The following is a 20541-nucleotide window of genomic DNA, read 5'->3' on the forward strand; positions in this document are numbered from 1 at the left end:
AATCCAGGACCAAATGGAAAAACCCCTTCCATTCACAAGGATGTTGCCTGCTGTCACTGCATAGTCACATTGACCGTTTAGGCTTCGCCCTATCTGCTTTCACAAACTCATTTGGTATCTCAAAATGACCCTGCTGACCTCCCCCGCCATCCGTCTGCTACGCAATTTTAAAATTGCCCACAAGCTCAGTTTTGTCGCTCTTGCTTTTACAATTCCCTTGCTTGTAGTGCTGGCCTTGCTATTTCAAAACTTGCGTGAAGATGTATTGCAAACCCAGGCAAAGCAAGTTGCCGTCAAAAGTATCGCTGCAAAAAATGATCTGCGTCTGTCGATACAAAAACAGCGTGCCTTGCAGCACATGCGACTGCTGGGCAACAAACAACTGGTAGCCAGCATTGCCGAAAATCAGGACAAGATAGAAAAATTGTTAAAGCAGACTGATCAAACCAGCCCTGTCAAAAATCTGTGGCCTGCCCTACTGGCGAAACAGACGGTGCTCAAGGCAACCGAAAGTTTTATTGAACACAGCAAGCTACTGGATGCCATCGAACTTGAGATTACAGAAATTGCCAATAGTTCAAAACTGGCCCTGGATAGCGACTTAAAGACCCATCAACTGGTCACTATCTACATCAACACCCTGCCGCACATGGAAGAGAAGTTATCCATCATTGCTGGCCGTGGTGCGGCTTATATTGATACTGGTTTATTTGAAGCCGGTGAAGATGTGATGCTGAATTCTCTGCACATGCTGGCAAAGCTGAATTTATCCGAGCTGGCGTCAAGCATGCAAAACCTGGGAGCATATGGGAAAGAATATGCTGCAGCAAACACTACCATGCAGGCCAGCATCACCGATGCAAAAAAATTCCTGGAGCGTTCACAAGATGAAGTGCTGGCATCAGTCAATCAAAGTAACGGTGATGCATTCCTGCAAGCTGGTACAGATAATTTGAATAAACTCGCCGCGACAAAAACGGCAATCGCCAGCCTTATCGCAGATAATCTTGCGCATGAAATTGACAAGGCAAATCAATATGCATGGCAAATGTCTGCAGGCATTATCCTGCTCTTGCTGATCGCCAGCTACCTTCTGGTAGCGATCTATCAGGCATTGAGCATGGATCTCAACACATTGACAAAAGCGATAGCCGAAACTGCAGCAGGTAATTTACAAAACCGTGTCAGCAGCCTTGGTAAAGATGAACTGGCGCAGCTGATTAATGCTGTCGGCAGGATGAACGTGGAATTAAGTAATCTGGTCGCCAATATTCGCCATAGTGCGCAGACCGTCGATGTCATCGCCAGAGAAATTCATGATGAAAATACAGACCTGGCCAGTCGTACAGAAAGCCAGGCTACATCCCTGCAGCAGACCGCCACGGCAATTGATGAACTGACCGCCACCATTACCGAGAACGCTGGCAACCTGGCACAGGCAAACAGTCTCATGCATAGCTCGGCTGAGCGCGTGCAACAGGGTCTGGAAGTGATGGAGAGCAGCATCCTGTCCATGCAAACCGTTAGCGCAAGCTCCAAAAAAATTACCGAGATCATAGGTGTCATGGATGGCATCGCCTTCCAGACCAATATCCTGGCCTTGAATGCTGCAGTAGAGGCGGCCAGAGCCGGACAGGAAGGCCGTGGCTTTGCCGTAGTGGCAGCAGAAGTACGTAACCTGGCACAACGCAGTGCGAATGCGGCAAAAGAGATTAAAGGCCTGATCGCCTCTTCAGGCCAGGCAGTAGAAGCTGGCAGCAAAATGATTAACACGGCTGGCCAGACCATGCGCAATATTGCCGACAACGTGGAAGTGGTTACCGAACTCATCAAGCAAATCGCCAAGGCCAGCCAGGAACAAAGCATAGGAATTTCTGACGTGAACCAGGCGATAGGCGATATCGATCAGATTACGCAGGACAATACCCGTCTGGTTGAAATGGCGAGTGCATCCACTGCCAAACTGGAAGAACAGGCCGCCTCGCTGGGTGCTGCAGTCAGCGTCTTTAAAACCCAGACGGTCATTACAGAAGCGCAGCGCCTGCATCTGGCCAGCAGTTCAAACGACAGCTTTACTCTGACTGCACCAGAGAAGAAAAAACTGGCGGCATAAATTGATCTGTCAAGGATCAGTCGGCAACTCGCAAGCATGAAAAAAGCCACCGGTTAAACACGCTGGTGGCTTTATCTTGGCACTGCAGTTGTTTTCGCAGTTGATTGATGTATCGGATTTTATTTCAAACCTTCAACAAACCCAGTATGGATTGCAATTCATCCCTGATCTGATGCAAATTCACAGGTTCATCGACCGGTTCATGGGATGCCGACTCCACAGGGTGACCATTGACGTTGAGTTTGTTTCTCGCGCCATTAATGGTAAAGCCCTGCTCATATAATAATTCGCGGATACGTCGTATCAGCAAAACTTCATGATGCTGATAATAACGACGGTTGCCGCGACGCTTGACTGGCTTGAGCTGTGTAAATTCCTGCTCCCAATAACGCAGAACATGCGGTTTGACGCCACACAATTCACCAACTTCGCCTATCGTAAAATACCGCTTGGCCGGAATAGGCGGCAGTACAAAAGACTCAATCTTGATTTCAGTCATGGAAAATATCAGGCAGCATGGGCAAGAGGTTGATTACCGACATCGTCGACCATGCCTTTGAGTTTCTGGCTGGCATGGAAAGTGACGACACGACGTGCAGTAATAGGAATTTCTTCACCGGTTTTAGGATTGCGACCAGGGCGTTGCGGTTTGTCACGCAACTGGAAATTGCCAAAGCCGGACAACTTGACGGCCTCGCCTCTTTCCAGTGCATCACGGATTTCATCAAAAAAAGTTTCTACCATGTCCTTGGCTTCGCGCTTGTTCAAACCTACATGTTCAAACAAAAGCTCGGCCAATTCTGCCTTGGTCAAGGTAGGCAATTCTTTTTCCGCCTGTGACCGCGCCCTGGCTTCTTGCATTGCGCGATTCAAATCAGCATCCAGCACCGACTGGAACTCAGCGGAAATTACATCATTCATTTCGAAACTCTTCTCAATTAATACTAACAATTACAGACAAGATCAACGCAGTTTGGCAGCAAATTGCTGACTTGCGGCTTGCACCAGGGCTTGCATCGCTGCCTCCACTTTATCGTCTTGCAGAGTACTTTGAGTATCTTGCAAGCTAAAGCGGAAAGCAAGACTTTTCTCATCTGCTTCCAGACCTTTTCCACGATATTCATCAAACAAAACAAAGCCTTGCACGATTTTACAGGCTTCATTTTGTTGCGTTTCCTGCTTGAAAACGTCCAGCAGATTTTGCACTACAACTGTCTGTTTGACAACTAGCGCCAGATCGCGGGTGACTGCCTGGAACTTGGATATTTCCTGATATGAGGGCACTTGCACTTGTTGCAAGGCTGTCACATCAACTTCAAATACCACGGGTGCCAAAGGCAGGTCATATTTTTGCTGCAGGCGTGGATGCAATTCGCCAATAAAGCCGATGACTTTACCATCAAATTCTATGCTCGCACTACGGCCAGGATGCAGGGCGACATGCTCATTTTTCACGAACCGCAGTGAGCCAGGTGCGAACAGGGCTTCCAGATCAGCCTTGATATCAAAGAAATCGACATTGCGGGTATCTTGTCCCCACTGCTCTTCTGCTACAGGGCCATAGGCCAATGCCGCCAGACGCTTGGGCTGATTATAACCAGCCACTTCCAGCGGACCATCTTGCACGCTGGCATCTTGCAAGTACACAGCACCGATTTCAAAAATGCGTACGCGGTTCAGTTTGCGGTTCAGGTTATAACGGGTATTCGCCACCAGACTACCTATCATGCCGGTACGCATGACACTCATCTGGCTGGCAATAGGATTGAGTAATTTGACTGGCGTATCATTGCCAGCAAAATCTTTTTCCCAGGCTTCTTCAACGAAGCTGTAATTCACGACTTCCTGATAATCCTGATCAGCCACGAGGCGACGCACGGCAAACAGCGAACGCTGGTTTTCCGGGGCAATCAGCATGGCATTTGCAGCTACAGGCGGCAATGCAGGGATATTCTCAAAGCCATACACGCGCGCCACCTCTTCGATCAGATCTTCTTCGATTTCTATATCGAAACGATAGGACGGCGGCGTCACCATGAATTCGCCTGGCAGTTGGGTAAACTGCAAACCAAGGCGGGTGAAAATGTCGGCAATCTTTGCATCATCCAGTGCAACACCAATCACCTTGACGGCACGTGCCGTGCGCAGCTTGACAGGCGGACGCTGTGGCAGATTGATGATCTGGTCATCGACAGGACCCAGTTTAACCTGGCTGGCACCACCACAGATTTCAACGATCAGGGCACTGATGCGCTCTATGTGTTCGACGATGGATGCAAAGTCGACACCACGTTCAAAACGATGCGCCGCATCAGTAGAAAAATTGAAGCGACGGGCGCGGCCCTGTATCGCCTGTGGCCACCAGAATGCGGCTTCCAGATAAATATTTTGTGTGTCCAGGCTCACAGCGGTGGAATCACCACCCATGATACCGGCCAGAGATTCAATTTCTTTTTCGTCAGAAATCACACCAACCCAGTCATCTACCTCTACCGTATTACCGTTCAACAGTTTCAGCGATTCACCAGCCTTACCCCAGCGTACATCCAGGCTGCCGTGGATCTTGTCCAGATCAAACACGTGCGATGGCCGACCGAGTTCCAGCATGACATAGTTAGAGATATCCACCAGCGCAGAGATAGGACGCTGGCCACTGCGTTCCAGCCTTTGCTTCATCCATTCTGGTGTCGCGGCACGGGCATTGACGCCACGGATAACACGACCAGCAAAACGACCACACAGGTCAGGTGCACTGACTTTAACAGGCAAAGTTTCATGCAAAGTCACTGGCAGCACGACTGCTTCCGGCAATTGCATGGCGGTGCCAGTCAGGGCAGATACTTCACGCGCCACGCCGAGCAGCGACAGACAATCTGCCTTGTTAGGTGTCAGCTTGATGGTGAATTTCAGGTCATTCAGTTGATAGTAATCGCGGAAGTTCTGGCCGACTGGCGCATCGGATGGCAAGTCCATCAAACCACCGTGGTCTTCCGACAATTTCAATTCGCGGGCTGAGCACAGCATGCCGTAGGATTCTACGCCACGCAGCTTGCCTATCTTGATTTCAAATGGCTTGCCATCTGCACCAGGCGGCAGGATGGCACCAACCATTGCGCAAGGTACTTTCATGCCTACGCGTACATTCGGTGCACCGCAGACGATGTTAAGCAAGCTACCTGTGCCTACATCGACCTGACAGACATTGAGCTTGTCAGCATCTGGATGCTTGGCGATTTCGCGGATTTCCGCGACGACGACATTATTAAATGGAGGAGCAACCGGCTCCACCTCTTCGACTTCCAATCCCGACATGGTGAGCAGATGGGACAATTCATCCGAAGTCATCTTCGGATCGACCATGGTACGTAGCCAGTTTTCAGAAAATTGCATAATTCAGCCGTCTAATGTTGGATGCAGGGCGCGATGCGCCACTCAAAAATTCAGGGATGCGCTGTGTAATTCTTTTAGTTGAATTGCTTCAGGAAGCGCAAATCGCCTTCGTAGAACAGACGCAAATCGTTGACGCCATAACGCAGCATGGCCAGGCGTTCAAGGCCAGAACCAAAGGCGAAGCCTATGTATTTTTCCGGGTCCAAACCCATATTGCGTACCACGTTAGGATGTACCTGACCAGAGCCGGATACTTCCAGCCAGCGGCCTTTCAAAGGGCCACTACCAAAGGCGATATCGATCTCGGCAGATGGTTCTGTGAATGGGAAATAAGATGGGCGAAAACGCACTTGCAAATCGTCAGTTTCAAAAAAGGCTTTGACGAAATTCAGGTACACGCCTTTGAGATCAGCAAAGCTGATGTCTTCAGCAATCCACAAGCCCTCAACCTGATGGAACATCGGGGAGTGCGTGGCATCGCTATCAACGCGATAAGTACGACCAGGTGCAATGACCTTGATCGGTGGTTTGTTCATCCGCGCATAACGCACCTGCATGGGGCTGGTATGAGTACGCAGCAATAATTGTTTGCCCTGGCTATCTTTGCCATCGACATAGAAGGTATCCTGCATGGAGCGTGCAGGATGGTTTTCCGGGCTGTTCAGGGCGGTAAAATTGGTCCAGTCCGTTTCGATTTCGGGGCCATCTGCCACATCAAAACCGATAGAACGGAAAATTTCTTCAACACGTTGCCAGGTGCGCATGACAGGGTGGATACCACCAATGCCACGGCCACGGCCTGGCAAGCTGACATCGATCGCTTCTGCATTCAGGCGTGCCTGCATTTGCGCATTCGCCAGGGCGTCACGTCTTTCAGTCAGGGCTTCCTCTATCTGTACTTTGGCGGCATTGATCACTGCGCCCTGTACTTTTTTTTCCTCTGGTGGCAATTTACCCAGACTTTTCATCTGTTCAGTAATCTGACCACTCTTACCAAGGTAAAGCGCTTTCGCGTTCTCTAATGCTGCAGCATCGCTTGCTGCCAGAAAATCAGCACGTGCCTGGCTGACGATTTGATCTAAAGGGTTCATGCCTTGTTCCCGCTTACTGTGAAGCTGAAATAATGATCTGAAAACAAAACGGGGCATAGGATTCAACCTCTGCCCCGCTTGATATTTGCAACTGGCTTGCGCCAGTCACTACGACTCACTGATTGCGATCACTAACGTGATTAAGCAGCCAGGTTAGCTTTGACTTGATTAACAATCGCAGCGAATGCTGGTTTGTCAGTCACAGCCATGTCAGCCAGTACTTTACGGTCGAGTTCAATTGCGGCTTTTTTCAGGCCGTTCATAAACACGCTGTAAGTCAGGCCATGCTGGCGAGCCGCTGCATTGATACGTGTGATCCACAAAGCGCGGAATACACGTTTCTTGTTGCGGCGATCACGGTATGCATATTGACCAGCGCGCATAACTGCTTGCTTGGCAATACGGAATACCTTACTACGACGACCACGGTAACCTTTGGCAAGGTTGAGAACTTTCTTATGACGGGCACGAGCTGTAACCCCACGTTTTACTCTAGGCATAATAACTCCTTAAATAATGAGTATGAGGTTAAGCTGTTGGCATCATGCGCATGACGGATACCATGTTGGTGTCATGAACACCTACAGAACCGCGCAATTGACGTTTGTTCTTGGTAGTTTTCTTGGTCAGAATGTGACGTTTGAAAGCTTGACCGCGTTTAACGGTTCCACCTGGACGGACGCGGAAGCGCTTCTTGGCGCTGCTTTTCGTCTTCATTTTTGGCATAGTACTATCTGTCTTTTAAGACAGCTCCACTTTTATATGATGGTAGGTGGCAGCAACAATCGCTACTCTTGGATGCCTACTTCTCACTTATTGTGACTCATCCTGAGGATGAGTCTTTCGTAATGCGCGCAATGCGTGCCTCACAAACCTGCTCAAGAAACACACAGAAAACAAGCAAAAACTTATTTCCTGTTATTTCTCATTATTTCTTTTTCTTAGGTGCCAGAATCATGATCATCTGACGACCTTCCATCTTTGGAAACTGTTCAACCTGGCCATACGGTTCCAGATCAAGCTTCAAACGCTCCAACATGCGCATGCCGATTTCCTGATGCGCCATTTCACGACCACGGAAACGCAATGTGATCTTGGTCTTGTCGCCATCATCCAGGAACTTGGTCAGATTACGCAATTTGATATTGTAATCACCATCATCTGTACCCGGACGGAATTTGACTTCCTTGACCAGAATGACTTTTTGCTTCAGCTTGGCTTCGTGAGCTTTCTTCTGCTCCTGGTACTTGAACTTGCCGTAATCCATCAAACGGCAAACTGGCGGCTGCGCCGTCGGCGCTATTTCCACCAAATCAACATTGGCCTCTTCCGCTAAACGGAAGGCTTCACCCAGTTTTACGATGCCCAGAGGCTCGTTCTCAACGCCGGATAAGCGCACTTCTGGCGCTGTAATTTCACCGTTGATGCGATGTGACTTGTCAGTAGCTATTGCAGTTTCCTTCGAAAATAATAATAAAAGGCTATGCAGCCCTGTTTAAAACAGGGTCGCTGCTAATCTGTTAAACCTTGGTTTCAACTTCGTTTTTTAAACGAGCTATAAAGGCGTCCAGAGGCATTACCCCCAGATCCAGATTGCCACGCGTACGCACAGCCACTGTATTGGCATCCCTCTCTTTATCGCCTATCACGAGGATATATGGCAGTTTTTGAATGGAATGCTCGCGTATTTTAAAGGTAATCTTCTCATTACGCAAATCAGTTTTCACTCTAAACCCTTGTTTCTTCAGGATTTCTGCAACAGATTGTGAATACTCCGCCTGCGATTCCGAGATATTCAGGACTGAAACCTGCACTGGTGCCAGCCACAAAGGCAAGGCAGCAGCATGATTTTCTATCAAGATACCGATGAAACGCTCCATCGAGCCAACAATCGCACGGTGCAACATGATAGGCACTTTGCGGCTGTTGTCATCTGCAACATATTCTGCACCCAGGCGGCCAGGCATGAAGAAATCGACCTGCATGGTACCAACCTGCCATGGGCGACCCAGGCTGTCTTTCAGGTGATATTCAATTTTAGGGCCGTAGAAAGCGCCCTCACCCGGCAATTCTTCCCATTCAACGCCGCAAGAACTCAAGGCTGTACGCAGGGTGGCTTCTGCCTTATCCCAGATTTCATCGCTGCCGATGCGGTTTTCAGGACGTAAAGCCAGTTTGATGAAGATCTTGTCAAAGCCAAAATCTTCATACACTTTCATCGCTTGTGGATGGAAAGCCATGACCTCATCCTGGATTTGCTCTTCAGTACAGAAAATATGACCATCATCCTGAGTAAAGCCACGCACACGCATGATGCCGTGCAAGGCACCAGACGGTTCGTTGCGGTGACATTGACCAAACTCGCCAAAACGCAAAGGCAGATCACGATAACTCTTCATGCCAGAGTTGAAAATCTGCACATGACCAGGACAATTCATAGGCTTCAAGGCATATTCACGGTTCTCGGACTCAGTGACAAACATATTGTCTTTATAGTTCTCCCAGTGACCAGTCTTGCCCCACAGACTTTTATCCAGAATCTGTGGACCTTTAACCTCTTGATAGCCACAGTCCTGATAGACCTTGCGCATGTATTGCTCAACCTGCTGCCAGATAGTCCAGCCTTTGGCATGCCAGAATACCAAACCTGGCGCTTCATCCTGGAAGTGAAACAGGTCCAGCGCCTTGCCAAGTTTACGGTGATCGCGCTTTTCTGCCTCTTCCAGCATATGCAGATAAGCTTCCTGATCTTCTTTCTTGGCAAAAGCAGTACCGTAGACACGTTGCAGCATCTCGTTTTTGGAGTCGCCGCGCCAGTAAGCACCAGCCAGCTTCATGAGCTTGAATACTTTCAGCTTGCCAGTTGATGGCACGTGCGGCCCACGACACAGGTCAGTAAAATTACCTTCTGTGTACAGCGACACATCCTGGTCAGCAGGAATCGATTCTATGATCTCGGCCTTATAGGCTTCGCCTATGGATTTGAAGTAGGCAACAGCCTCGTCACGCGGCAAGACCTTGCGCGTTACTGGCTCGTCTTTTTTTGCCAGTTCAGCCATTTTCTTTTCTATCGCCACCAGATCATCTGGCGTAAATGGGCGCTTGTAGGAAAAGTCATAGTAAAAGCCATTCTCGATGACTGGGCCGATAGTGACTTGCGCATCTGGATACAATTCCTTGACAGCGTATGCCAGCAAGTGAGCAGTAGAGTGACGTATCACTTCCAGGCCATCAGCATCCTTGTCCGTGACGATAGCCAGATCCGCGTCAGAATCAATCAGATGCGAGGTATCGACCAGCTTGCCATTGACGCGCCCAGCCAGAGCAGCTTTTGCCAGGCCAGCACCGATGCTGGCAGCAACTTGCGCCACCGTTACCGGCGCATCGAATTGTCGTTGCGAACCATCAGGAAGTTTTACTGAAACCATGTCACTCTCCAAAGCGGAAAAAATACAAAAATAATTGAGATTATTGAGATAAAGGATGAGTCTAAAAAACGCAGACGAAAAAAAAGCACGGCTAGCCGTGCTTTTTCAGTTTGTTTCAAACGAAAAGTATCCTCGACTAGAGTCGCTCCCAAACCAGTTTAGTGGTAGTTCGCGGTGTCATAACCAGGGATGCCTTTCTCGCTCTTAACTATAATGTTTTAATAATTTTAAAATCTTTGGTAGGCACGATTGGACTCGAACCAACGACCCCTACCATGTCAAGGTAGTGCTCTAACCAGCTGAGCTACGCGCCTAAGAAACAAGAGTATAGCAGAGACTTGCAGAAAATTGCTAGCCCCTTCAGGCAAATTATTTCCATACGCTCTATGAACCTGCAATTTCCCTGTCCCTGCAACGCAATTTTAATGGGGGGATTTCCATTCGTATATATATGGGAGCGCCTTCGGCTACACTAATGCCATGTTTATCACGCAGCATACTCTCCATGACCTACCATACCCCTCACCAGAACAGCGATCATCTGCACGACCACCGGCGCGGCGATGCGGAGCACAGGCATTATTTTGAAAACCGCAGCCAGAAAATCCTCGCCTGGGCTCTGGGCCTGACCCTGGGCTTTGCTGGCGTCGAAGTCGCATTTGGTTTTATTTCAAATTCCCTGGCACTGATCTCCGATGCGGGGCATATGGTGACTGATGCCGCCGCACTTGGTCTCGCCCTGCTGGCGCAAATCATCGCCAAGCGCCCACCCACGGCAAAAAATTCTTTTGGCTTTGGCCGCGCCGAAGCACTCGCAGCCTTTGTCAATGGCCTGGTGATGCTGGGCGTCATCGTCTGGATATGCAAGGAAGCGATACAACGTTTCTCTGCCCCAGAAACGGTGCAAGGCGGCACTGTCATGCTGGTCGCTGGCATAGGCCTGGCAATCAATATCGTGGTTGCCTGGGTGCTGTCACATGATAAGGAAAGCGTGAACACCAAGGCAGCGCTGGTGCATGTCATGGGGGATTTACTGGGCTCTGTCGCCGCGATTGTTTCTGGTGCCGTGATTTACAAAACTGGCTGGATGCAAATCGATCCGCTACTATCGATTTTTGTATCCCTGCTGATTTTGAAATCCACATTCTCGGTTTTAAAGGAGTCGTACCACTTCCTGATGGAAGGTGTGCCACATAACATAGACTACGTACAAATCGGCACCGATCTCGAAGACATCAATGGCGTACTGTCAGTACATGACTTGCATGTATGGGAAATGTCACCCGGCTACCCTGCCCTGATCGGCCATCTCGAAATCGAAGACCTCAGCGCCTGGCCTCGCATACTGGAGAGCGTGAAGGCCATGCTGCTCAGCAAACACAAGATCGATCATATTACCTTGCAGGCGGAAGTGAGTGAGGAAGACGACTGACGCAGTCTTGCCAACTACTGCTAAAGATGAGCAAGCAAAACCGGATAGCGCCTGGCCAGCGCAGTGTCAAGCTGACGCAAATAATTCTGCCCAAATTCACCTGACTCAAGACCATTCACCAAAGATGCAGGAATATCGACCACATATTCTGGCGTCAACGAAGCAAGTCCCATCGCAATTGCCGCAACACTATCGACATCACCACCGAAATTGACGCATGCCAGCAATAACGTTGACATGCTGCGATTCCCTTGCAAGGCGGTATTGACGGCATGCAGGGTCTGCAATGCATCACATTCAACCTCGTTACACCAGTCATCTCTCAATGCAAATCCTGTCGCCGTGAATATAATTTCAGGCAAATCTGAGAGACTGGCTTTGTCATATAAAAGCACATGTGACATCAGCGCAATAACGTGAGAAGACAACATACCTTCAGCAGTATTGTGTGTCACCATGGCCTGTTGACGTGCGGCTTCTGCCAGTAAAGCCTTGTCTGCAATCAAGCCCAAGGGGACTGAACGCATTGCCGCCCCATTCCGGCGGCTTTCCGGTGCAATGCGCCGCCGAAGCTCGGCACCAGACTCACATATATCCAGCAAGCCTTGCAAGCCCCTGGCATATCCAGAGCGCATGTCTCGCCGATACGATTTGACAAAAGCCTCTGCAAATACATCCGCAGATAGACCAGCATTGGAAAGCAATACTTCTGCAATCGCAATACTCATTTGCGTATCATCCGTATACTGGCCTGCAAGAATTCCCAGCTCATGCGGCAGGTATTTTTCAAGTGTATTGCCCGATACGATTTTTTCACGACTGCAAAACTCGAAGCCGGCTCCGTAGGCATCACCTACTGCTATGTGTAACAGCAAATTGCTTCTCCATAAATTCACACCCAATGCACGACACTAGCACATATCCAGCAATCATCACGAGCTCGCTTTAAAAAAAGGCACCCACCTGAATTAGTCTCCAGTCAAAATTCAAAGTCAGGCGGAGTAGCAAATTTAGCAAACCAGCACAGGCAAGACGCAAGCACCTTCACAATACTGGTTTGCTTGACTCACAAATATCTCAAAGCGTATGGCGCTGATGCTCACCGCTTGCGAGTCACTCGCTTTGGCTACCGGAATACGGAACAGGTCCGCGCCATTGATTCATGATATCAACAGCATGATGAATGTCCGCAAAAGTGTTATAGATATGCGGACAAAACCGGATACGGGTTTCATCGGTCCGGTTCGTGGTCGGAGAAAATGAAGCGGCAATACCATTTGCATAGAGCTCATCGCTGAGTTTTATGGTTTGCGTGCCTCTCGGCACTTTGACCCACACTACTCCCAGGCTCATGGCAGCATTGGCAGGCGTTTCGACGTCCCATTTGCACTCTTTCAGATCGATCATCAGTTTACGCGTCAACTCTGTCACCCGGCTATAGGCGCGGCTATATCCTATGTTGTGCCACATTAATTCTGTCCAGAGCAAAGTGATGATGTTGACGTCATCACGCTGCCCCAGCAATTCAAAGCGCTCGGCAGTCTTTGGCAGGTCGTTCCAGTTGAGGATGTCTATTTTGTAGTCGTAAGCAAAAATGTTCGGCTCAAAGTTTATTGCCTTGGCCGGATCGATATACAGAATGCCGGTTTCTTTCGGCCCCAAAAACCATTTATGGCAGCTAGACACAAAGCTGTGGCAGAAGGGCCTGGAAAAATCGAGTTGACGTGCACCAAACGCCATAGTGCCATCAATGTGTATGTGGCAATTGCTATATCGAGGATCACTGGACACGTGGTTCCAGATCGCCTGTATCGCAACTTCAGGAATACGTACACCATTGCCGTTCGACGTCTCAGAGAAAGAGATGAAGCGGGTACTTTCATTGATATGCCGGATGAAATGTTGTGCAACCTGGTCCGGCGTGACATTGGCAGGTAGCACGACCATATGGATATCGAACACATGGCCAACCGGGTCTGGGGCTGGCTGGCCAGGTATTATTTTTCTGCCACCACGCAATTCCCATGCAGCAAGATTGGTTGGATGATTCTGATCCCACAGGATGACATTATCCCTTCTGCTGCCAGGTGCGCTCCATTTACGGTAACCACCATTGATGGCATTGTTTGCTTCACTGGCATTGCGCACGATGGCGAGATTCTTTGGTACAGCAATTTTCACACTTCTAGCCAGTGCGGCACGGGCCTCGTCAAACTGCCTTGCCCGCAAGCCACCCCTCATCCTCGTTTGCTGGGCGACATTGCGGTTAAGCTCAAACCTCAGCTCATTCGCGGCCCTCAGCAATGGGCGTGGCTCCGGGCAAAGATTAGCCGCATTCATCGGCACTTTGATTGGGTCCTGTCCTGGATGAATGAAATCAAATTCCTTTTGAAACGCGACCCAGTAATCTTCCGGATTGGCTGGCGTTTCGCGCAACAGCGCATAAAACCGCTCAAGGTCCGAGTAAATTTTTGTATAGCAATCTCTGGATATAAAACCTGCATCCAGCAGCGGCTCAAGTGTAGATTGTAGTTGCAACTGGCAATCAGCCTTTGTCAACGTGTCGTTTGCATACGTACTCATAACGTGCTCCCATAAAGGATTTTTAATAATCAGGCATCAATTAAAATTATAAATTCAACAACAAATAAACTATAATATTCCCGGTGTACTTCAGATGATGCGTCACGAGATCTTGTCAAACACCACTACGGCAAAGAAGATCAGGCACTGAAAGACGCAGGATGAATACTAGGGCGTAGCAAGCACCTTGCAGACTGGCCGGGACCTAAGTCCCGGTTTATTGAGCATCCGGCAGTCTTTGCATAAGATGGCAATGACCTGTCCTTGGAGATAAATATGTGTTTTTGCCTGCAAGCCAGGCAGTGTTATCGCCGCGATTGAAAGCCTGTCATGCCATATAAAATCCTGATCGTCGATGACCATGCTCTGGTGCGCGAAGGCTTGGCCACACTGGTCTCAAGCTTGCCTGGCGGCGCCACTGTATTTACAGCAGGTACCGCCACTGAAGCACTTGAACAGGCCGAGTACCATACGCCGCTGGATGCAGTCCTGCTCGATTGTGGCTTGCCCGACGCAGATGGTGCCAGCCTGATCCACGCTCTCTCGCTACGTGCGGGCCGGGCACCTGTGGTCGTGGTCTCGGCAGATGAAACGCCAGCGACCATACAACGCATCGCGCAGCTTGGTGCAACGGCTTTCGTGCCCAAAAGCAGGGCCTCATCTGAAGTGATCAATGCGATCAAACTGGCTTTGGCAGGCGGCGCACCGACCACTCCTTGCATTCCCTGCGCTAGCAGCACAAACTCGCCAGCAGCATTGAACTTGCTGACAGCAAGGCAGCTAGATGTACTGCTGATGCTGGATAAAGGGATGACGAATCGTGACATCGCTCTGCAACTGGGCCTGTCAGAAAAAACTGTGAAGAATCATGTCACCGCCTTGCTCAATGGCCTGGGCGTGATCAACCGTCTGCAAGCCATAAGGCGGGCGCGTGATCTTGGTTTGTTAAAGTGAGTGCCAGTGCATGAGCACCGCCATCAACACTGTCGTCAGCGTCAGCCCAAGGCTACCGCCGGGCAGCGTGCGTCAAGCCTTGCATGCACATGTCGCGCCAAGCATCAGTTGGATCATGGGCTGCAACTGGGTCACGATGATGCTGATGAGCCTGACCATCAGCCTGCTGCTGCCTGCACAGCAAAGCCTGGCCTGGCAATGGCTGGCGGCAGGTTCGGCTTATTCACTGGCATTCATGCAGTTTCGCTGCCGATATGCGGCTGCCGAGTATGCTGTACGAGAACGTTTTTACACTCTTTCCATCTGCGGTTTCAGCCTGTTGTGGGTGGCAGTGCCGGTGCTGTTTTTTGACCCGCAGAATTTTGCTTTTTCCATGTTCATGCTCACCATCTTTGGTGGCCTGGCTGCAGCAGCGGTACCGATACTGTCAGCCTCATTGCTTCTGTACTGGATCTGGGTGATCCCACCTTTTCTGGCCCAGATCAGTACTTACTGGCTACGCGGCGGCGGCTCTTATTATTGGGGTATAGGTTTTGGCATGCTGATTTTATTGATCAGCCAACTGATATTTGCACGCCATCATCATAAAACCATCATCGCCTCGATACGCCTGGGCCTGCAAAATACCCTGCTGGTGCAGCAACTGGAAGAAAAAACTGCGCTGGCCGTTTCTGCCAATAGAGCCAATACCCGCTTTTTGGCGGCGGCCAGCCATGACTTGCGCCAGCCTGTCTATGCGCTGAGCCTGTTCCTGGATGCACTGGGAAGTTCTGGCCTCAATACCAGGCAGGCTACCATGGTGCAGCACGCCACTGCGGCCAATCTTGCCGCCAGTGAAATGCTGCAAACCTTGCTCGATTTTTCTCGTATAGAAGCTGGCGTCCTGAATCCCCAGCAAAGACGCATGGACTTAATGAGCATACTGAACCAGCTAGGTGAAGAATTTGGCCCCCAAGCCTACAAGAAAAACCTGCTGTACCGCACCCGACCCAGCGATATCTGGATAGACAGCGACCCGCAGCTGATTGCGCTGGTTTTGCGCAATCTGGTCAGCAATGCCTTGCGCTATACCCAAAGTGGCGGCGTACTGGTCGCTGCGCGACGCAGGCAGCAATATGTCATGTTGCAGGTATGGGATACCGGCATAGGCATACCTGCCGACAAGCACGAAGAAATCTTTCGTGAATTTCATCAACTGGGTAATGTGGAAAGAGACCACCGCAAGGGTCTGGGCATGGGCCTGGCAATAGCAGAAGGCCTGGCCCGCAGCTTGGGGGCCAGTATAGAAGTTGCGTCCCGGCCAGGCAAGGGTTCAGTGTTTTCACTGGTACTGCCACTGCAAGCTATGCGCAAGATGGAGCGTCATGTCGATGAACAGCAACTGGTCTATGCCGAGACCAGTGAAAACAGCTTGCCTCTGTTAGGAGTTCATGTACTGGTAGTGGATGATGATGAAGCCGTGCGGGCCGGGCTGCATGCGGTATTGCAAAGCTGGGGTTGTCAGGTCAAGCTTGCAGAAGGAATGGAAGAAGCCCTGGCAAGAACTGCTGAGGATTTGCCTGACGTACTAGTCACAGATTATCGCCTGCGGGGCGGCGTTACCGGCGGTGACATTATCCGTGCCGTGCGCCACGCAATCACTATTAATATGCCTGATGAAAAACTGGTCTTGCCAGCCATCATCGTCACTGGCGACACCCATCCTGAACGCCTGCGCGAAGCCCAGGGACATGCTGCCCTGTTATTGCACAAACCACTTGCTGCCAGTACATTGAAAGTCGCCCTGTTGCAAGCACTGGCGAGTGATTCGTCTGCCTGATTTCAAAACTCTCAAAGAAATTTAGTTTATCATTTCTTGAGAGCCGGGCTCCTGCAACGGCCCTCAAAAGACCGTCAGTTCAAATTCCTGTTATTCAATTCCGTCGTACTTCGAGTACACCACTGACCTCATGCAAAACGTGCAGGGCTTTTTGCAATTGCGTAGTGCCACCGATTTCCACAGTAAATGACATGCGCGCCTGCGATTTTGCGCTCTGTGTATTGACGCCGATGACATTGATTTTCTCGCGGGAAAATACTTCGGAGATATCACGCAACAAACCCTGACGATCTTGCGCCAGCACGAAGATATCGACAGGGTAAACCGTGTCCCTGCCGTGATCACCCCAGGTAGTTTGTATGACACGCTCAGGCGCCTTGTTGCGCATCTCAGCAAAATTCTTGCAACTCAGACGGTGTATGGAAACACCCTTACCACGCGTGACAAAACCGACAATATCATCTGGCGGGGCCGGTTTGCAGCAGCGCGCCAGCTGCGTCATCAAGCCTTCAGTACCGACCACCAGCACACCGGATTTGGCACCTTGCGTAACACTGGAAGCACGGCTCTTGTTGGTGAAACTGAGTTCATCCGGCTCTGCTTCGGGTACATTTTCCCGCAAGACTGTTTCAATTTGCCTGAGACTGAATTCATCTTTGCCAACGGACAGGAAAAGATCATTCACATCGGCAAAACCCAGCTTGTGCGCAAGCTCTTCAAGATTAACTGCGGTCTTGCCTTCGCGCTGCAAAGTCTTTTCAACGAGGGCGCGGCCATTCGACAGGGTTTCTTCCTGATCGATGGCGTTGAACCAGGCGCGGATTTTGGTACGCGTGCGGGTACTGGCAGAATAATCTGGTGATAGCCAGTCACGTGATGGGCCCGCCTGGGAAGAACCCACCTTGAGGGTGATGATTTCTACTGTCTGGCCATTTTGCAGGGGCGTATTCAAAGGCACCATGACATTGTCGACCCGCGCACCACGGCAGCGATGTCCAACATCAGTATGCAGATGATAGGCAAAATCCACGGGAGTGGAATTGCAGGGTAATTCTATGACACGGGCTTGCGGGGTCAATACATAAATTCTGTCGTCCAGGCTGGCGGCCTTGAGTTTTTCTACCCACTCGCGTTGCAACTCCTCCTGCTCGACGACGACATCGGTGACATCAGTTTTCCAGGCCAGCAATTGTCTGAGCCAGGCGATTTTTTCGTCGTATTCTTGTGCTGAAAAATTCGAGCCGCCCGACTCTTTATAACGCCAGTGCGCCGCTACGCCATACTCTGCAAACTGGTGCATTTCACGGGTGCGTATCTGCACTTCCAGCGGCCTGCCATCTTCTACCACCACGACCGTATGCAATGATTTATAGCCGTTCGGTTTGGGGCGGGAAATGTAATCGTCAAACTCTTTGGGTATCGGCGTCCAGGCATTGTGGACCATGCCCAGGACTGTATAGCAATCCTTGATGTCATCAACAATGACGCGGAAGGCACGCACGTCATACAACTCATCAAAGTTGACGGACTTGCCCTTCATTTTTTTCCAGATACTGTAGATATGCTTGGGGCGCCCAGACACTTCTGCCTTGACACCAGCTATCTGCAATTCCTTGTTCAATCTTTCTATCGCATTGACAACAAAGCTCTCGCGCTCGAGACGCTTTTCTTCCAGCATCTTGGCAATGCGCTTGTATTGTTGCGGCTCCAGGAAACGGAAAGACAGGTCTTCCAGTTCCCATTTGAGTTGCCATACGCCCAGGCGGTTTGCCAGCGGCGCGTACAAGTCCATGGTTTCGCTGGCATATTGCTGGGCCGCGCCATCTTCGCGCTTGCATTCAGCAAAATAACGCAAGGTAGTCACCCGGGATGCCAGGCGCACCAGCACCACGCGCATATCGGTCGCCATGGCCAGCACCATCTTGCGCAGGGTTTCCATCTGGCTGGCGGCTTTTTCAGCGGCGTCTTTGCCACGGCCAACATCATGCTGTGTCAAAGCAGCTTCACGCAACTTCATCAGACGGCGTATGCCTGTGACCAAATCGGCGATTTCCTTGCCAAAGCGGATTTCTATCTGCTCTGCTGCGATCGGGTTCAGTTCTGGCAATTCAAACAGGATGGCAGCGATACGGGTATCAACATCGGTACGCAACATGGCCAGCGTTGCCACGACACCATTGACAAACTGCAGAGTATTTTGCTCTGTGATGACGCACTTGTTGGCATACAAGGGGGTGACATATTCCAGCGCCGCAATGACGCGCTCGGCGTCGGCTTCGGACAAGCCTTCCAGCAAAGCCGCTTCTGTTGCTGTGGTCGAGATTGATACCATATGATTTATATCTGTGCAGCTGTTACAACGACCTCTATGAGCCAGGCCGGATTAGCCAGTTTAGCTTCTACCGTGGCACGTGGCGGCGTATTACCCTGGGCAACCCAGGCATCCCATACCTGGTTCATACCGCTGATCAAACTGATGTCAGACAAGAATATCTGGCAACTGAGGATGCGTGATTTGTCGCTGCCTGCTTCGGCCAGCAAACGGTCGATATGGGCCAGTACTTGCGCTGTTTGTCCTGCTATATCCTGGCTGGCATCATCAGGAATTTGCCCCGCCAGATAGACGACTTTATTAAAAATCGCGGTTTCAGACAAACGCGGACCTACGTGAAATCTTTGGATACTCATTTTTTGACTCTATTTTTCAACTTATTCTTGGTTCAATAAAAAATCAACAGCTACAGCTATCTGATCAGGCTGCACAAACGTTGGCGCGTGTCCCACGCCGGCAAATTCCACCAGCCGGGCGCGCGGGCCACGCTGCGTCATCGCCTGCGCTGATTCAGCCGTCAGTAAATCTGACTCTGCGCCACGTACCAGCAAGGTCGGGCAGCTTATTGCATCATACGCTGCCCACAGCATGGTCTGGGCAATTGCTGCCAATTCTGGCGTGCTGGCCTTGATAGGCTGCGCCAGCCCCAAGTCGTAGTGTCGCACCCATTGTCCTTGTTCGTTTTGACGCAAAACATCCCGCGCCAGTTTTTCCCACTGAGCCTCACTATGCGGCCCAAAGGAAATCGAGATCGCCTTGATATAGGCCTGCGCTTCATCAAAACTGTCAAAGCGCACATCCTGGCCTATATAGTCACCGATTCTGGCCAGAGCATCCGGATTGAGCACAGGCCCCACATCATTCAACACCAGCTTCTTGATAGGATTATCAGGCAAACTCGCAAGACTCATGCCTATCAGGCCACCCATGGAAGTACCAAACCAGTGCACGGTTTCTGCATCCAGCCGCGCCAGCAGGCTGACCATGTCACTGACATATTGCGGTATCTGGTAATGCATGGGATTGCGCAAGCGACCTGAATAGCCACGCCCTACCACGTCAGGACACACCACGCGATATTCCTGACATAAGGCGACAGCCAGGGAATCAAAGTCCTCAGCCACGCGCGTTACTCCGTGAACACAGATCAAAACTTTGGAATTGAGTGGATCACCCCACTCTTTGTATGACATGGCGTGCAAGCCGGTAGGCGAGATACATTGCACTGATTTGCGTCTGGCCTGCATGGATTATCCTCGTGAACAGTATTTTTACTAGCGTATATGACCGACATTTTACCGTTCGTTGCGCTTAAAATCATTGTTAACTGTTGGCATGCATGTTTTTTAGACAAAAAGAGCTTGCACCAACCGCTATCCGCACTTATCCCCTTGCTAAA

General features: G+C 50.4%; 17 protein-coding genes and 1 tRNA gene. 4 read left to right on the forward strand and 14 right to left on the reverse strand.

Annotated features, from left to right (window positions below; all coding sequences use genetic code 11):
* Positions 1–124: 124 nt before the first annotated feature.
* Positions 125–2113, forward strand: a complete 1989-nt coding sequence (locus ACO0LD_RS00835; RefSeq protein WP_423002827.1) for a methyl-accepting chemotaxis protein — start codon at positions 125–127, stop codon at positions 2111–2113.
* Between the two features lie 124 nt (positions 2114–2237).
* Here the strand turns inward: ACO0LD_RS00835 and ACO0LD_RS00840 are convergent, their stop codons facing one another.
* The 9 genes from ACO0LD_RS00840 to ACO0LD_RS00880 form a co-directional block, all read right to left on the reverse strand.
* A complete protein-coding gene (locus tag ACO0LD_RS00840; protein ID WP_423002829.1) occupies positions 2238–2612 on the reverse strand; it encodes a MerR family transcriptional regulator in 375 nt (124 codons plus the stop codon).
* 8 nt (positions 2613–2620) lie between these two features.
* A complete protein-coding gene (locus tag ACO0LD_RS00845; protein WP_110253938.1) occupies positions 2621–3034 on the reverse strand; it encodes an integration host factor subunit alpha in 414 nt (137 codons plus the stop codon).
* A 42-nt stretch (positions 3035–3076) separates the two neighbouring features.
* The gene (gene pheT / locus ACO0LD_RS00850) at positions 3077–5503 is read right to left on the reverse strand and encodes a phenylalanine--tRNA ligase subunit beta (RefSeq protein ID WP_423002831.1); all 2427 of its coding nucleotides are present in this window, start codon (positions 5501–5503) and stop codon (positions 3077–3079) included.
* 74 nt (positions 5504–5577) lie between these two features.
* Positions 5578–6594 (reverse strand): phenylalanine--tRNA ligase subunit alpha, encoded by a 1017-nt coding sequence (gene pheS, locus ACO0LD_RS00855; RefSeq protein WP_423002833.1) that lies wholly within the window; start codon positions 6592–6594, stop codon positions 5578–5580.
* 140 nt (positions 6595–6734) lie between these two features.
* A complete protein-coding gene (gene rplT / locus ACO0LD_RS00860) occupies positions 6735–7094 on the reverse strand; it encodes a 50S ribosomal protein L20 (protein ID WP_110253941.1) in 360 nt (119 codons plus the stop codon).
* Between the two features lie 28 nt (positions 7095–7122).
* The gene (rpmI, locus tag ACO0LD_RS00865) at positions 7123–7320 is read right to left on the reverse strand and encodes a 50S ribosomal protein L35 (RefSeq protein ID WP_110253942.1); all 198 of its coding nucleotides are present in this window, start codon (positions 7318–7320) and stop codon (positions 7123–7125) included.
* A 202-nt stretch (positions 7321–7522) separates the two neighbouring features.
* Positions 7523–8044: a translation initiation factor IF-3 gene (gene infC, locus ACO0LD_RS00870; protein WP_423004046.1), complete on the reverse strand. Its 522-nt coding sequence runs from the start codon at positions 8042–8044 to the stop codon at positions 7523–7525.
* Between the two features lie 70 nt (positions 8045–8114).
* Positions 8115–10022, reverse strand: coding sequence for a threonine--tRNA ligase (gene thrS / locus ACO0LD_RS00875; RefSeq protein ID WP_423002835.1), 1908 nt, complete (start codon positions 10020–10022; stop codon positions 8115–8117).
* A gap of 237 nt (positions 10023–10259) precedes the next feature.
* Positions 10260–10336, reverse strand: a tRNA-Val gene (locus tag ACO0LD_RS00880).
* A gap of 191 nt (positions 10337–10527) precedes the next feature.
* On the opposite strand from ACO0LD_RS00880, the gene ACO0LD_RS00885 reads away from it, so the two are divergent.
* Positions 10528–11454 carry a cation diffusion facilitator family transporter gene (locus ACO0LD_RS00885; protein WP_423002837.1) on the forward strand — a complete coding sequence of 309 codons (927 nt, stop codon included), beginning with the start codon at positions 10528–10530 and terminating at the stop codon, positions 11452–11454.
* Between the two features lie 20 nt (positions 11455–11474).
* On the opposite strand, the gene ACO0LD_RS00890 is transcribed toward ACO0LD_RS00885, so the two are convergent.
* A complete protein-coding gene (locus ACO0LD_RS00890) occupies positions 11475–12329 on the reverse strand; it encodes an ADP-ribosylglycohydrolase family protein (RefSeq protein ID WP_423002839.1) in 855 nt (284 codons plus the stop codon).
* 238 nt (positions 12330–12567) lie between these two features.
* Positions 12568–14037 carry an aminotransferase class V-fold PLP-dependent enzyme gene (locus tag ACO0LD_RS00895; protein WP_423002841.1) on the reverse strand — a complete coding sequence of 490 codons (1470 nt, stop codon included), beginning with the start codon at positions 14035–14037 and terminating at the stop codon, positions 12568–12570.
* 330 nt (positions 14038–14367) lie between these two features.
* Here ACO0LD_RS00895 and ACO0LD_RS00900 point away from each other — a divergent pair, with 330 nt between their 5' ends.
* Positions 14368–14991, forward strand: a complete 624-nt coding sequence (locus ACO0LD_RS00900; RefSeq protein WP_423002843.1) for a response regulator — start codon at positions 14368–14370, stop codon at positions 14989–14991.
* 10 nt (positions 14992–15001) lie between these two features.
* On the forward strand, positions 15002–16810 hold the full coding sequence (locus ACO0LD_RS00905) for a hybrid sensor histidine kinase/response regulator (RefSeq protein WP_423002845.1): 1809 nt from the start codon (positions 15002–15004) through the stop codon (positions 16808–16810).
* A 94-nt stretch (positions 16811–16904) separates the two neighbouring features.
* Here the strand turns inward: ACO0LD_RS00905 and ACO0LD_RS00910 are convergent, their stop codons facing one another.
* From ACO0LD_RS00910 to ACO0LD_RS00920, 3 genes are read right to left on the reverse strand one after another with little or no spacing between them, the layout of a single operon-like run.
* Entirely contained in the window at positions 16905–19142 is a 2238-nt protein-coding gene (locus ACO0LD_RS00910) for a RelA/SpoT family protein (protein ID WP_423002847.1), read from the reverse strand.
* A gap of 5 nt (positions 19143–19147) precedes the next feature.
* On the reverse strand, positions 19148–19498 hold the full coding sequence (locus ACO0LD_RS00915) for a RidA family protein (RefSeq protein ID WP_423002849.1): 351 nt from the start codon (positions 19496–19498) through the stop codon (positions 19148–19150).
* 21 nt (positions 19499–19519) lie between these two features.
* The gene (locus tag ACO0LD_RS00920) at positions 19520–20389 is read right to left on the reverse strand and encodes an alpha/beta fold hydrolase (protein ID WP_423002851.1); all 870 of its coding nucleotides are present in this window, start codon (positions 20387–20389) and stop codon (positions 19520–19522) included.
* Positions 20390–20541: the final 152 nt, after the last annotated feature.

The sequence above is a fragment of the Undibacterium sp. Ji83W genome (assembly GCF_049340385.1).
GTDB lineage: Bacteria > Pseudomonadota > Gammaproteobacteria > Burkholderiales > Burkholderiaceae_D > Undibacterium.

What these genes read in the sequence shown, in the direction of transcription:
- ACO0LD_RS00835 (WP_423002827.1), top strand. Translation starts at nt 125, where the DNA reads ATGACCCTGCTGACCTCCCCCGCCATCCGTCTGCTACGCAATTTTAAA.
- ACO0LD_RS00840 (WP_423002829.1), bottom strand. Translation starts at nt 2,612, where the DNA reads ATGACTGAAATCAAGATTGAGTCTTTTGTACTGCCGCCTATTCCGGCC.
- ACO0LD_RS00845 (WP_110253938.1), bottom strand. Translation starts at nt 3,034, where the DNA reads ATGAATGATGTAATTTCCGCTGAGTTCCAGTCGGTGCTGGATGCTGAT.
- pheT (WP_423002831.1), bottom strand. Translation starts at nt 5,503, where the DNA reads ATGCAATTTTCTGAAAACTGGCTACGTACCATGGTCGATCCGAAGATG.
- pheS (WP_423002833.1), bottom strand. Translation starts at nt 6,594, where the DNA reads ATGAACCCTTTAGATCAAATCGTCAGCCAGGCACGTGCTGATTTTCTG.
- rplT (WP_110253941.1), bottom strand. Translation starts at nt 7,094, where the DNA reads ATGCCTAGAGTAAAACGTGGGGTTACAGCTCGTGCCCGTCATAAGAAA.
- rpmI (WP_110253942.1), bottom strand. Translation starts at nt 7,320, where the DNA reads ATGCCAAAAATGAAGACGAAAAGCAGCGCCAAGAAGCGCTTCCGCGTC.
- thrS (WP_423002835.1), bottom strand. Translation starts at nt 10,022, where the DNA reads ATGGTTTCAGTAAAACTTCCTGATGGTTCGCAACGACAATTCGATGCG.
- ACO0LD_RS00885 (WP_423002837.1), top strand. Translation starts at nt 10,528, where the DNA reads ATGACCTACCATACCCCTCACCAGAACAGCGATCATCTGCACGACCAC.
- ACO0LD_RS00895 (WP_423002841.1), bottom strand. Translation starts at nt 14,037, where the DNA reads ATGAGTACGTATGCAAACGACACGTTGACAAAGGCTGATTGCCAGTTG.
- ACO0LD_RS00900 (WP_423002843.1), top strand. Translation starts at nt 14,368, where the DNA reads ATGCCATATAAAATCCTGATCGTCGATGACCATGCTCTGGTGCGCGAA.
- ACO0LD_RS00905 (WP_423002845.1), top strand. Translation starts at nt 15,002, where the DNA reads ATGAGCACCGCCATCAACACTGTCGTCAGCGTCAGCCCAAGGCTACCG.
- ACO0LD_RS00910 (WP_423002847.1), bottom strand. Translation starts at nt 19,142, where the DNA reads ATGGTATCAATCTCGACCACAGCAACAGAAGCGGCTTTGCTGGAAGGC.
- ACO0LD_RS00915 (WP_423002849.1), bottom strand. Translation starts at nt 19,498, where the DNA reads ATGAGTATCCAAAGATTTCACGTAGGTCCGCGTTTGTCTGAAACCGCG.
- ACO0LD_RS00920 (WP_423002851.1), bottom strand. Translation starts at nt 20,389, where the DNA reads ATGCAGGCCAGACGCAAATCAGTGCAATGTATCTCGCCTACCGGCTTG.